This window comes from Streptomyces sp. BBFR2, assembly GCF_044497305.1.
Taxonomy (GTDB): Bacteria; Actinomycetota; Actinomycetes; order Streptomycetales; family Streptomycetaceae; genus Streptomyces.
The window spans coordinates 4223542-4235826 of the sequence record NZ_CP172415.1 but is presented as its reverse complement, the minus strand read 5'-3'; the positions used below and the strand labels follow the sequence as shown (position 1 = coordinate 4235826).

The window sequence follows — 12285 nt, the reverse complement described above, 5'->3', positions numbered from 1 at the left end:
CAGCGGCCCTGTCGCGGCCACAACTTGCGGAAGGGCGCTACAGCAGCCCGTCCCACATCTGCTCCAGCAGCACCGACCACCACGTCTCCGGCGAACCGAGCGCCGGCGGGTCGAGCGCCACGAGCTGCGCCTGGAAGTCGACCGTCCAGCGGCCCGCCTGCTCCGGGGTCAGCCCGTACCGCAGCCGCCACATCCGGCCCAGCATCGCCAGACAGCGCGTGAACTCCGGCAGCCCGCTGTTGACGAACTGCGCCGGCGCGGGCCGCCCGCCCGGCACCCCCTCCAGCGGCACCGCCACGATGTGCGCCGTGCCGTACTGCACACAGAGCTGCCGCCCGAAGTCGTTCCCCATCACCAGGTACGAACCGGCGTCCGCCGACGGCTGCACCCCGCGCTCGGCCGCCAGCTCCGCCAGCGTCGGCACCGGACGGCCCGGCTGCGCCTGCGCCCAGAAGAACGGCCCGAAGTCGACCGGCAGCCCCGCCCAGACCAGCATCTGCGCGACGACCTCCGGCACGCCCTGCCGGGAGACCGCCCGCTGATCGAAGCGGAACAGCGCCTGCGGGCCGAACGCCTGCTCCAGCTCCTGCCCGATGACCTGCGGCGGCGCCGGAGGCACCGGCTGCACCTGCGAGGGGTGCGGCAACGGCGCCCGCACCGGAGCCGGCCGCGCCGGGCCGTCCGCCACCTGGTGCAACTCGCCCTGGTGCTCGACGAGATGGCGTACGCCCTGCTGCCGCGAGGCGTGGTCGCGGCCGTACGCGGCGGTGTGGCTGATCCGCACCTGCGGCCAGGTGTCCCGCACCAGCCGGGCGCAGTAACCGCCGGGCACCTCGCAGCACTCCAGCTCGGTGTGGAGCTCCAGGACCTGCTGCGGCGGGATGTTCATCCCCCGCAGCTCGTGCAGGAGCTGCCACTCCGGGTGCGGCGTACCGGGCGCGGACCGGCGCACGATCTTCTGCTCGGACCCGTCCGGCGCGCGGTAGCTGAGCACCGCCATGTAACCGGGCCCGACCGTCGGCACCCCGCCCGCGGGCTGCGGGTAGCCGTACGCGCCCGGGGCACCCTGCGGCGGCGCGGCGGGAGCCGCACCCTGCGGCGGCGCGGGCTGCGCCACCGGACCGGGGCCCTGCGGCGGCGCGGGCGGACCCGCCGGGCCCGCGCCCTGCGGCCCGCTGCCCGGACCGGGCGCCGCCGGACCGGGCACCGCCGCGCCGGACGCCAGCATCGTCGCCGCCGCGTGCACCCCGCCCCCGGCGCCACCGGCCGCGGGCACCGGCGGAGGCGGCGGCGGACCGTCCGCGCCCGCACCCGAACTCCCGCCCGTGGCACCGGACTTGGACGCACCGGGCGGGCCGGGCGACTTCGGCGCACCGGGCGGACCCGGCGGCTTCGGCGCACCGGGCGGACCCGGCGGCTTCGGCGCACCGGGCGGACCGGGCGGCGGCGGCACACCGGGGCCGCCCGCGCCGGGACCACCGGCCGCCGGGTCGGGCAGCGCCGCGCCGGACGCCAGCATCGTCGCCGCCGCGTGCACCCCGCCCCCGGCACCGTCGGTGCCACCCGGCGTACCGGAACCGGCGCCGTCCACCGCGCTCAGATCCAGCCCGTCACCGTCGAGCTGCGAGACCAACTGCGTCCGTACGTAACCCCCGGCGGGCGCACCCGCGCCGCCGGACGCCGCCTTCGGCCCGCCGGGCACCCCGGGGGGCGGCGGCGGACCCGCCGCGTCGGCGGGCACCGCGGCCCCGGCGGCCAGCATCGTCGCCGCCGCGTGCACCCCGCCGCCCGTGCCACCGGCCACCGGCGGCGCAGGCGGCACGGACGCGCCGGACACGGCGCCCTGCGGCGGCGGCACATCGGCGACCGGCGCACCGGACGGCGGCGGCAGATCCGCCAGCCCCGGAGCCGCGGGCGGCGCCGACGGCATCGGCGGCACCGGCTGCCCTCCGGACGCCGCACCCGCGCCACCGGGCGCGCCCGCACCGGACGCCCCGTCACCCGGCCCGCCGGCCCCCGGCCGCCGCAACGCCGGAGCCTCCCGCGTCGGCGGCAACTGACTGCCGCCCTGCAGCAGTTGGGTCTTGGCCTCGGGGCTGCTGCGCGGCGCGGGCGTGTCCGTACCGTCCTCCTCGCCGACCTCGTCGAGACCGGCCAGCGGCGGCGCGAACACCGTCTGCGGCGGCGCCACGGAACGGTCGTCGTCCGCCGCCGCGCCCGGACCGCCACCGGCCGTCACGTTCACCCCGGCCCAGGCATCGGCCGCGCCGTCCCCGCCGACCGGAGTCGCGGACGCGGGAGTCGCGGACGCGGGAGTCGCGGCCACCGCCGCCCCGCCGGACGTCCCCCCGCCCGCACCGGACTCCTCGGCCGCCCGCGCGTCCGCCGCCTCCTGCAACCACTCCGGCGGCGTCAGCAGGAACGACGTCGCCTCCAGATCGATCCGCGGCGCCACCACCGACGGTGTCCGCGCCGCCGCCGCGCCGTACTCCTCCTCGTACCGCCGGATCACCTCACCCACCGGCAACCCCGGCCACAGCGTCGTCTCCCCGCTGTCCCGCGCGATCACCAGCCGGCTGCGGCCCCCGCCCGGCCCCGCGCCGTCCTCCCGGTCCTCCGCCCACGCGACGAACCCGAGGTCGAACTCCCGCACCCGCACCTCACGCTGGAGCTCCGCCGCCACCTCGCCGTTGACCCACAGCTCCGCGCGCTCCTGCGCCTGCGCGAACGTCACCACCGCGCTCACCCCTCCACCGGGACGACCTGCGCGAAGCCACCGTCCACCATCAGATTCGCCACCGTCTCCAGCTCCGGCGGGTTCCCCGCGAGCCGCTCCAGGAACGCGTCGAAATCCGCCCCGCACGGCAACAGCAGCCGCTCCACCCGCTCCTGCACCGTCCACCCGTCACGATCCCGCGCGTCGTCGTACGGACAGAACCACACCGAGCCCGCGTCCGCGCCCCGCACCTTCACCGCGAGCAGACCGCCCTGCACGAACGCCACGCCCAGGTAATCCTTGGTCAGATGGTCGCGCAGACACTTGTTGACGTAGACCAGATCGTTCACCGCCGCGTCATCGCGCACCGTGAAGAACGGCTGGTCCACCAGCAGCCCCAGCTCCGCGTCCAGCCCCACACCCACCGGCGCGCAGCCCCCCGCCGCCTTCAAGAACGACCGGTACGCGCCCGGCAGCCGGTAGCCCAGCGCCTCCTCCGCCTGCGCCACCTGCTCCTCGCCCACCGAGATCCCCCGGTGCGCCAGCCCGAAGTGCACCGGACGGGTCTCCTGCAACGGCCGGGTGCCCCGCTTGTCGTGCGCCACCGCCGCCGTCGCCAGCCCGCCGTGGTGCCGCAGCAACGCCTTCACCTCGACCGGCACCAGCTCCAGCCGCCGCGTCCCCGCGACGTGATGCCACGTCCAGCCGTGCGGCGTCGCCACCGCGGGACCGTCCGCCCACAGCTCGTGCCGCTGCGCGTGCATCGCCGCGTTCGCCGAGACGTAGTCCGTCAACCGCAACTCATCGACGCCGAACCCCTCCGGCGGCTCGGCGATCTCCACGGCCGCCCGCGCGTACGGCGAGAACGACGGGAAACCCTGCCCGTCCATCCGCACCCCCGCGGGATGCCGGGCGGCACGGACCGGGTCCGGGAAACGCACGAGCTGCCCGGCATAAGCGGTGTTCGGTGGCGCGGCATGCTGCCCGAGCCGACCTGTCGTCATCGCGGTGCCCCCTGGCTGAATCTGGCTACTGCGCACAGCCTATGCCGTACCGCAAGGCCGTACCGCAGGTACCGGACGCCCTCCGCGCCCCCCACCGAACCCCTACAAACGCCGCCACCCGCGTCTGCGCGCCCCACACACCACACCCGCCCCAACCAGCTCTGTTGCCACACCCGCAACACACTGTCACCCGCCCGTGACGCCCTCCACGGCATGCCCGACTACCGGAACACCCGGGACATTTGGCAGGCTGACCCCCGCAACCGGGGGGTTTGCAGGGAGGGAAGCACCGCATGAGCACCACGGCACACCACACCGCCGCCACCGGCGACCCCCGCATCGGCTGGAGCGACCCCGCCGACGACGGGCACACCCCCACGCTCCACCACCGCCGCGACGGCATCCTCCCCACCGTCGGCGCCGCCCTCTCCGTCCGCGGCGCCACCCTCACCTGCACCGCGAGCAAGGCCGAGCAGCCACCCGCGCTGCACCCCCTCGTCCAGGACTTCCTCGACACCCTCTCCACCGCCCAGCGCGAACGGTTCACCGGCCGCTGCCCCGAAGCCGTCCTGCTCTCCCGCCACCTCACCGCCGTCGAGAACAACCGCGGCAAACGTGCCTCCCGCAAACCCCTCACCAACGGCGAAGCCCGCCGCTCCCTGAAACACTCCAAGATCACCGCCCGTCACATCCGCGAGGACGGCGACCCCCTGCACGGCAGCTACGCGCCCCCCTGCCGCTCCTGCGACGCACTCCTCGCCCACTTCGGCGTGATGCCCATCGGCACCACCCCCGCAGGGAGCTGACCACCGTGCCCGCCACCGACACCCACGACCCCCGCGACCGCGCCGGCTCCACCCGCTTCCCCCCGGCGGTCGACATCGCCCTCCAGCACGCCGGCTGGACCCCCGGCCGCTGGGACATCAAGCACGCCGAACACTGGGCCGACACCCTCCGCGACCACACCTCCCCCGCCGGCCACCGCCACACCGTCTTCCCCGCCGCCGTCGAGGCATGGGCCGAATTCGGCGGCCTCCACCTCACCGGCACCGGCCCCGGCCGCCACATCGCCCCCACCCCCTTCACCATCGACCCGCTCCACGGCCTCCACCTCGCCCGCACCCTCGGCGACCTCGGCCGCGCCCTCGCCACCGACGTCGCCCCCCTCGGCCGCGAGGAACTCAGCGGCACCCACACCGCCGGCCACCCCCAGGCCCTCCTCGCCATCGACACCGAAGGCCGCGTCTACAGCCTCGACCACACCGGCGACTGGTACCTCGGCCCTACCATCGACCACGCCCTCAACACCCTCATCCTCGGCACCCGCCCCACCCGCCTCTCCCGCCCGGAAGGGACCTGAGCCGGGGGATACCCGGCCGGATAGCGCCTGACCTGGAGTTCTCCCGCCCGGAAGGCACCCGCCCCAGGGCTCGCCCCGTCCGCCGTCCGCACGGGGACGGAAACGGGGCCAGGCGGACGCCCACAGGGAGCCACCCGGGCCCGGTGCCCCGCCCCGCCGCTCCGGTACGGCGTACGACGACCGGAGAACGTACGGCCGGAGACGACGGGAGAACGTACAGCCGGAGAGGGCCGGAGAACTCACGGCCCGAGAGGACCGGAGAACGTACAGCCGGAGAGGGCCGGAGAACGTACGGCCGGAGAGGAGAGCGAGGGGAAACGGCGCAGACGTACGGGCGGACCGGGAACGGCGCGGACACCGATACCTCCACGCCCGAAAAGCCCGTCGCCCGAAGCCTCCGACGGCACACCCGCACCCCGGCGGCGCCTCGGCATCCGAAGCCTCCGACGCCACCCGGCACCCCGGCACCCCGGCGCCTGAAGCCCGGCGCCCGAAGCCTCGGACGGCACCCCAACGCCCGAAGCCCGGCGCCCGAAGCCCGAAGCCCGGCGCCCGAAGCCTCCGACGGCACCCCAGCACCCGGTACCCAGGCCCCGCACCCGAAGCCTCCGACGCCACCCCCGCGCCGGAAGCCCCCGCCCTCACCCCCCGGCGATCGCCCCGCCGGAAGCCGGCTCCGCGCCCGCGCCCGGGGCCGTGCCGGCGCCGCCCGCCGGCACCACCGCCGACACCCGGAAACCGCCCGCGTCCGTCGGACCGGCCACGAACACGCCCCCGAGCGCCGTCACCCGCTCCCGCATCCCCACCAGACCGTTCCCCCCGCTGGGCAATCCCGCCGGCGGCGCCGCACCGTCCGACGGACCGTTCTCCACCTGCACCGCGACCTCCGCCGCCCGATGCGCCAACCGCACCCGGGCCCGCGCCCCCGGCGCATGCTTGTGCACGTTCGTCAGCGCCTCCTGCACCACCCGGTACACGGTCTGCTCCACCCCCGCCGCATACCGCCCCGGCCCACCGGCGCCCTCCGCACCGTCCACCGACAGCACCACGGCCATCCCCGCCGCCCGCGACTGGCCCACCAACTCCGCCAGCTCCGCCAACGACGGCCCCTCGGCCTCACCACCCGGCGCCACCGCGCCCGCCGCGGTCGCCTCGGCCACACCCGGCACCGGCGCCTTCACCCCCGCCTGCGCCGCCGCCTTCGACGCCACCGCGGCCAACCGCTCCGGCTCGTCCGACGCCCCCGGCACCACACGCCCACCGGACGTCTCCGCCGTCCGCAGCACGCCCAGCATCTCCCGCAGCTCCGTCAGCGCCTGGCGCCCCATGTCCCCCACCAGCCCCGCGTTCCGCGACGCCTTCTCCGGGTCCTTCAACGCCACCGCCTGCAACGCCGCCGCGTGCACCACCATCAGCGACACCCGGTGCGCCACCACGTCGTGCATCTCCCGCGCGATCCGCGTCCGCTCCTCGTTACGGGCCCACTCCGCCCGCTCCTCCGCGCGGTCCGCCAGCAGCGACAGCTCACGCTCCAGACCGTCCGCCCGCTCCCGCAGGCTCTCCACCAACCGCCGCCGGGCCCCCACGTACAGCCCCCACAGCACCGGCGGCGCCGTCACCACCAGCCCCATCGCCACCGACATCACCGGCACGAACCACAACGGCGGCTGGAAATCCGGATCCGCGGCCACCTCCTGCCGCAGGTTCAAGAACGTCGACACCAGCGTCCCGGCCACCGTCATACCCGCCAGCAACGCCGTCGTCCGCCGCGGCGTGTCCGACGCCGCCAGCGTGTAGAGGCCCACCACCCCCAGCAGCACACCCATGTCCGCGGGCGTCACCGCGATCGATACCAGCACCACGGCCACCGGCCACCGCCGGCGCACCAGCAGCACCGGCCCGGCCACCAGCCCCAGCGCCACCCCCGCCGCACCCGGCAGCCCCGCATCGTCCGAGAACGACGCGCCCTCCACCGCACACTCCAGCGTCGACAACAACGCCAGCACCACGTCCAGCACGGCGCTACGCCGCCGGGCCCACCACCACGGCCCCCGCGCGGGCACCCCACGCACCCGCGCTCCGGCCTCTCCCTCTGCCCCCGTCGCGCTCATACCGCCCAGCGTACGGGCGCCCACCCCACCCCCTCGAACAGCGCACGACCACGTTCCCGACCCGTTACTCGCCGTTGTCCGCGCCCGGAAAGGCACCGCCCCCTACCGTCGCGTCGAAGGCCGGTGGTACGGCATAGTGTTGGGTGCCAAGCGGCCGGACCGGCGAACTGTCCGGTTTGGCCAGCTTTACGGTCCCCTGTGGTGTAATTGGCAGCACTGTGGCTTTTGGTGCCATATGTCCGGGTTCGAGTCCTGGCGGGGGAGCAGAGCGAAGTCCGGGTCCCGACCTGTTGGTCGGGACCCGCCTGCGTTTCGCCAGGAATACGCCCCGGTATCCTTCGGATGTCCACCACCCGAAGTAGCCAAGAAGCCGAAGGGCACCTCCGTGAGCGCCAACCTTCCTCCCGTTCTCGGCTCCGCTCGGACGGGGGAGACCCCACTGGCGGCCGTCGTCGTTCTCGCCGCGGGTGAGGGAACCCGCATGAAGTCGACAACCCCCAAGGTCCTCCACGCGATCTGCGGACGTTCCCTCGTCGGGCACGTCGTCGCCGCCTCCCGCGAGCTGGCCCCCGAGCACCTCGTCGTCGTCGTGGGCCACGCCCGTGACCAGGTCCGGGCCCATCTGGCCGAGATCGACCCGTCGGTCCGTACCGCCGTGCAGCACGAGCAGAACGGCACCGGGCACGCCGTGCGGATGGGGCTTGAGGAGCTGACCTCCGGCGGTGCGGCGCTGGACGGCACCGTCGTGGTGGTGTGCGGGGACACGCCGCTGCTGACGGGCGAGACGCTGCGCCGGCTGAGCGAGACGCACGCCGCGGACGGGAACGCCGTGACGGTGCTCTCCGCCGAGGTGCCGGACGCGACCGGGTACGGCCGGATCGTGCGGGACGGCGCGGGCGGCGCGGTGACGGAGATCGTCGAGCACAAGGACGCGACTCCGGCGCAGCGGGCGATCCGGGAGATCAACTCCGGGGTGTTCGCGTTCGACGCGCGGCTGCTGGCCGAGGCGCTGGGCAAGGTGCGGACGGACAACAGCCAGGGTGAGGAGTACCTCACCGATGTGCTGGGGATCCTGCGGGAGGCCGGGCACCGGGTGGGTGCGGCGGTGGCCGGGGACCACCGGGAGATCCTGGGGATCAACAACCGTGTGCAGTTGGCGCAGGCGCGGCGGCTGCTGAACGAGCGGCTGCTGGAGCGGGCGATGCTCGCGGGCGTGACGGTGGTGGATCCGGCGTCGACGTGGGTGGATGTGACGGTCGGCTTCGAGGCGGACGCGGTCGTGCACCCGGGGACGCAGCTTCTGGGGTCGACGCGGGTCGCGTCGGGCGCCGAGGTGGGTCCGCATGCGCGGTTGACGGACACGGTCGTGGGCGAGGGCGCGGTGGCGTCGTTCACGGTGGCCGAGAGTGCCGAGATCGGCGCGGGGGCGTCGGTGGGTCCGTACGCGTATCTGCGTCCGGGGACGGTGCTGGGGGCGAAGGCCAAAGCCGGTACGTATGTGGAAATGAAGAACGCGACGATCGGTGAGGGGACGAAGGTGCCTCATCTGTCGTATGTGGGGGATGCGACGATCGGTGAGTACACCAATATCGGCGCGGCGAGTGTCTTTGTGAATTACGACGGTGAGGCGAAGCATCACACCACTGTCGGTTCGCATTGCAAGACGGGGTCGGACAACATGTTTGTGGCTCCTGTCACGATCGGGGACGGCGCGTACACCGCGGCGGGTTCGGTCATCACCAAGGATGTGCCCCCGGGTTCGTTGGCGGTCGCGCGTGGCCAGCAGCGGAACATCGAGGGTTGGGTCGCGCGCAAGCGGCCCGGAAGCGCCGCCGCGCAGGCCGCTTCGTCCGCTCGCCAGGAGTCCGAGGGCGAGCGCTGACCGTGCTGTGGTGCGCCGTGCGGGGCGTACCGTGTTGAGCGCACGCAAACAGGAATTCGAGGAGATTTGCTGTGACCGGGATCAAGACGACCGGCGAGAAGAAGCTGATGCTCTTCTCCGGCCGCGCCCACCCCGAGCTGGCCGAGGAGGTCGCGCACCAGCTGGGTGTCGGCCTGGTCCCGACGAAGGCGTTCGACTTCGCCAACGGTGAGATCTACGTCCGTTATCAGGAGTCGGCGCGCGGTGCGGACTGCTTTTTGATTCAGAGCCACACGGCTCCGATCAATAAGTGGATCATGGAACAGCTCATCATGATTGATGCGCTGAAGCGGGCTTCGGCCCGGAGCATCACCGTGGTCGTGCCGTTCTACGGATATGCGCGTCAGGACAAGAAGCACCGTGGCCGTGAGCCGATCTCGGCGCGGCTGATCGCGGATCTGATGAAGACGGCGGGTGCGGACCGTATCGTCACGGTCGATCTGCACACGGACCAGATCATGGGCTTCTTCGACGGTCCGGTGGACCATCTGTTCGCGCTGCCGGTGCTGGCGGACTACGTGGGCGCGAAGGTGGACCGGGACAAGCTGACGGTCGTGTCGCCGGACGCGGGCCGTGTGCGGGTGGCGGACCGCTGGTGCGACCGGCTGGGCGCGCCGCTGGCGATCGTGCACAAGCGGCGTGACAAGGACGTGGCGAACCAGGTCACCGTCCACGAGGTCGTGGGTGACGTGAAGGGCCGCGTCTGTGTCCTGGTCGACGACATGATCGACACGGGTGGCACGATCTGCGCCGCGGCGGACGCGCTGTTCGCGAACGGTGCGGCGGACGTCATCGTGACGGCGACGCACGGTGTGCTGTCGGGTCCGGCGGCGGACCGGCTGAAGAACTCGAAGGTGAGCGAGTTCGTGTTCACGAACACGCTGCCGACGCCTTCGGAGCTGGAGCTGGACAAGATCACGGTGCTGTCGATGGCGCCGACGGTGGCGCGGGCGATCCGTGAGGTGTTCGAGGACGGTTCGGTGACGAGCCTGTTCGACGAGCAGTAGGACCGCTGATCAGCGGTGTGCTGATCGACTTTGGGGCGGCCTCCCGGGCCGGGTAGACTCACGGAGTTGCTCGGCGAGGGAGGCCGCACCTGTGTGTGCGGTGGGTCCGTAATCGACGCGCTCTTCGTAGCAGGTCTGTCGTGGGCCGGGTAACGGTCAGCGGTTTCCTGAGATACGAGGAGTGCAGTCATGGCTGAGGTCAAGCTTTCCGCCCAGGTGCGTACCGACTTCGGTAAGGGTGCGGCGCGTCGCGCCCGCCGTGCGGACCTGGTTCCCGCGGTTGTCTACGGTCACGGTGCCGAGCCGAAGCACGTGGCGATCCACAACCACGCGCTGATGATGGCGCTGAAGACCCCGAACGTGCTGATCCGCCTGGACGTGGACGGCAAGGACGAGCTGGTCATCCCGAAGGCCGTGCAGCGTGAGGCCATCCGTGGCTTCCTGGTGCACGTGGACTTCCTGGCCGTCAAGAAGGGCGAGAAGGTCACCGTCGAGGTGCCGATCGTGACCGAGGGCGACCTGGCCCCGGGCGCGAACCTGCTGGAGCACCTGCTGAACACGCTGCCGGTCGAGGCCGAGGCCACGCACCTGCCGGAGTCGGTCACGGTGTCGATCGCCGGTCTGAACGCGGGTGACTCGGTGCTGGCGAAGGACGTCGTGCTGCCGGCCGGTTCGTCGCTGGCCGTCGAGGAGGACGCGGTCGTGCTGCAGGTCGTCGCGGCGCAGGCCGAGGCCGCCGCGGAGCCGGCCGAGGGTGAGGACGCGTCGGCCGAGGGCTGATCCGTCGTCCCGCCGTTCGGTGGGGTGTTCTCCAACCGCCGCCGCGCGCCTTCGGGTGCGGGGCGGCGGTTGGGTTGTTTGGTGGCTCGTTGCGCGGTGCGGCGGGCCGGTCGGGTGCCCGGTGCGGTGCCGGGTGGATGCGGGAGTGGTGGAGATGGCGGACACCGAGCCGTGGCTCGTGGTGGGGCTGGGTAATCCGGGTCCGGAGTACGCGGGTAATCGTCACAATGTGGGCTTCATGGTGGCGGATCTGCTGGCGGAGCGGATGCGGGGGAAGTTCAAGTCGCACAAGGCGCGGGCGCAGGTGGTGGAGGGCCGGGTGGGTCCGCCGGGTCCGGGGAGCCGCCGGGTGGTGGTGGCCAAGCCGATGTCGTTCATGAACCTGTCGGGTGGTCCGGTGGCGGCGCTGCGGGACTTCTACAAGGTGCCGGTGGAGCGGATCGTCGCGGTCCATGACGAGCTGGACATCGATTACGGTGCGCTGCGGTTGAAGCTGGGGGGCGGCGACAACGGGCACAACGGTCTGAAGTCGATCACGAAGTCGTCGGGTGCGGAGTACCACCGGGTGCGGTTCGGGATCGGGCGGCCGCCGGGGCGGATGCCGGTGGCGGATTTCGTGCTGAAGGATTTCGGTGCGGCGGAGCGCAAGGAGCTGGACTACTTCGTGGACCGCGCGGCGGACGCGGTCCAGGCACTGGTCCTGGAGGGGTTGGAGCGGGCGCAGAGTACGTACAACTCGTGACTCATTCCGCTGTGCGGCCCAGGTCCTTGGCGCTGTAGCGGGGCAGGTCGGTGGTGTCGAGCGTCCAGGTGCCGAGGTCGGTGGTGAGGGTGAGGGGGGTGCCGTACGGCTGGTGGAGCCGGTTCTCGTAGGCCGGGCGCCCTTCCGCGTGGCCGATGCTCCACTGGTAGGTGGTGGTGCCGTCGCGGGGGTCGACGATGAGGTAGTGCGGGATGCCCATGGCGGGGTAGTCGCGCGTTTTGTCCTCGTAGTCGTTGTCGGGGTTGGAGGGGGAGACGATCTCGACGGCGAGGGCGATGTCGTGGGGGTCGAGGGGGGCGTCGGTGTCCATCGCTGTGCTCGGGCAGACGATGAGGTCGGGGATGCGGAGTTTGCCCATCGCGGCATCGTCGATGTCGGTGGCCTCGAAGACCAGCATGCCGTCGGGGAGCTGGGGGTCGAGTTGCCGGGTGAGGTGTTTGGCGGTGAGCTGGTGGCGGGGCCGCGGGCTCATCATCATGAGGAGTTTGCCGTCGCTGATCTCGGGCCAGGTGAATCCGGGCGGTGGGGTGAAGTGGTCGCGCAGGTCGCGCAGTTGCCGGTAGATCGTCTGCTTGGTCGATGTCATGGTTCCTCCTGTCTTCAGTATGGGGCGTGGGGCGGAT

At 73.0% G+C, this 12285-nt stretch carries 10 protein-coding genes and 1 tRNA gene; 7 read left to right on the top strand and 4 right to left on the bottom strand.

Annotated features, from left to right (window positions below; all coding sequences use genetic code 11):
- Positions 1-37: 37 nt before the first annotated feature.
- Together ACGH2B_RS17195 and ACGH2B_RS17190 are read right to left on the bottom strand one after the other, a co-directional pair.
- Entirely contained in the window at positions 38-2737 is a 2700-nt protein-coding gene (locus tag ACGH2B_RS17195; RefSeq protein ID WP_399097080.1) for an SUKH-4 family immunity protein, read from the bottom strand.
- A 5-nt stretch (positions 2738-2742) separates the two neighbouring features.
- Positions 2743-3720 (bottom strand): SMI1/KNR4 family protein, encoded by a 978-nt coding sequence (locus ACGH2B_RS17190; RefSeq protein ID WP_399089913.1) that lies wholly within the window; start codon positions 3718-3720, stop codon positions 2743-2745.
- 293 nt (positions 3721-4013) lie between these two features.
- On the opposite strand from ACGH2B_RS17190, the gene ACGH2B_RS17185 reads away from it, so the two are divergent.
- The gene (locus tag ACGH2B_RS17185) at positions 4014-4526 is read left to right on the top strand and encodes a YwqJ-related putative deaminase (protein ID WP_399089910.1); all 513 of its coding nucleotides are present in this window, start codon (positions 4014-4016) and stop codon (positions 4524-4526) included.
- Positions 4527-4531: 5 nt separating this feature from the next.
- On the top strand, positions 4532-5080 hold the full coding sequence (locus ACGH2B_RS17180; RefSeq protein ID WP_399089907.1) for an SUKH-3 domain-containing protein: 549 nt from the start codon (positions 4532-4534) through the stop codon (positions 5078-5080).
- A 641-nt stretch (positions 5081-5721) separates the two neighbouring features.
- On the opposite strand, the gene ACGH2B_RS17175 is transcribed toward ACGH2B_RS17180, so the two are convergent.
- Positions 5722-7191, bottom strand: coding sequence for a sensor histidine kinase (locus tag ACGH2B_RS17175; RefSeq protein WP_399089904.1), 1470 nt, complete (start codon positions 7189-7191; stop codon positions 5722-5724).
- A 192-nt stretch (positions 7192-7383) separates the two neighbouring features.
- Between ACGH2B_RS17175 and ACGH2B_RS17170 the strand changes: the two genes are divergently transcribed.
- The 5 genes from ACGH2B_RS17170 (at position 7384) to pth (ending at position 11641) form a co-directional block, all read left to right on the top strand.
- Positions 7384-7455 (top strand) — tRNA-Gln (locus tag ACGH2B_RS17170).
- A gap of 175 nt (positions 7456-7630) precedes the next feature.
- Positions 7631-9073 carry a bifunctional UDP-N-acetylglucosamine diphosphorylase/glucosamine-1-phosphate N-acetyltransferase GlmU gene (gene glmU / locus ACGH2B_RS17165; RefSeq protein WP_399097077.1) on the top strand — a complete coding sequence of 481 codons (1443 nt, stop codon included), beginning with the start codon at positions 7631-7633 and terminating at the stop codon, positions 9071-9073.
- 71 nt (positions 9074-9144) lie between these two features.
- Entirely contained in the window at positions 9145-10119 is a 975-nt protein-coding gene (locus ACGH2B_RS17160; protein WP_399089901.1) for a ribose-phosphate diphosphokinase, read from the top strand.
- Between the two features lie 189 nt (positions 10120-10308).
- Positions 10309-10899 carry a 50S ribosomal protein L25/general stress protein Ctc gene (locus tag ACGH2B_RS17155; protein ID WP_399089898.1) on the top strand — a complete coding sequence of 197 codons (591 nt, stop codon included), beginning with the start codon at positions 10309-10311 and terminating at the stop codon, positions 10897-10899.
- A 154-nt stretch (positions 10900-11053) separates the two neighbouring features.
- Positions 11054-11641 carry an aminoacyl-tRNA hydrolase gene (gene pth / locus ACGH2B_RS17150; RefSeq protein WP_399089895.1) on the top strand — a complete coding sequence of 196 codons (588 nt, stop codon included), beginning with the start codon at positions 11054-11056 and terminating at the stop codon, positions 11639-11641.
- A gap of 1 nt (position 11642) precedes the next feature.
- On the opposite strand, the gene ACGH2B_RS17145 is transcribed toward pth, so the two are convergent.
- Entirely contained in the window at positions 11643-12248 is a 606-nt protein-coding gene (locus ACGH2B_RS17145; RefSeq protein WP_399089891.1) for a Uma2 family endonuclease, read from the bottom strand.
- Between the last annotated feature and the right edge of the window lie 37 nt (positions 12249-12285).

Bases quoted from the DNA above. Each gene is read 5' to 3' on its own strand.
- ACGH2B_RS17190 (WP_399089913.1), bottom strand. From the start codon at position 3,720: ATGACGACAGGTCGGCTCGGGCAGCATGCCGCGCCACCGAACACCGCT.
- ACGH2B_RS17185 (WP_399089910.1), top strand. From the start codon at position 4,014: ATGAGCACCACGGCACACCACACCGCCGCCACCGGCGACCCCCGCATC.
- ACGH2B_RS17175 (WP_399089904.1), bottom strand. From the start codon at position 7,191: ATGAGCGCGACGGGGGCAGAGGGAGAGGCCGGAGCGCGGGTGCGTGGG.
- ACGH2B_RS17155 (WP_399089898.1), top strand. From the start codon at position 10,309: ATGGCTGAGGTCAAGCTTTCCGCCCAGGTGCGTACCGACTTCGGTAAG.
- pth (WP_399089895.1), top strand. From the start codon at position 11,054: ATGGCGGACACCGAGCCGTGGCTCGTGGTGGGGCTGGGTAATCCGGGT.
- ACGH2B_RS17145 (WP_399089891.1), bottom strand. From the start codon at position 12,248: ATGACATCGACCAAGCAGACGATCTACCGGCAACTGCGCGACCTGCGC.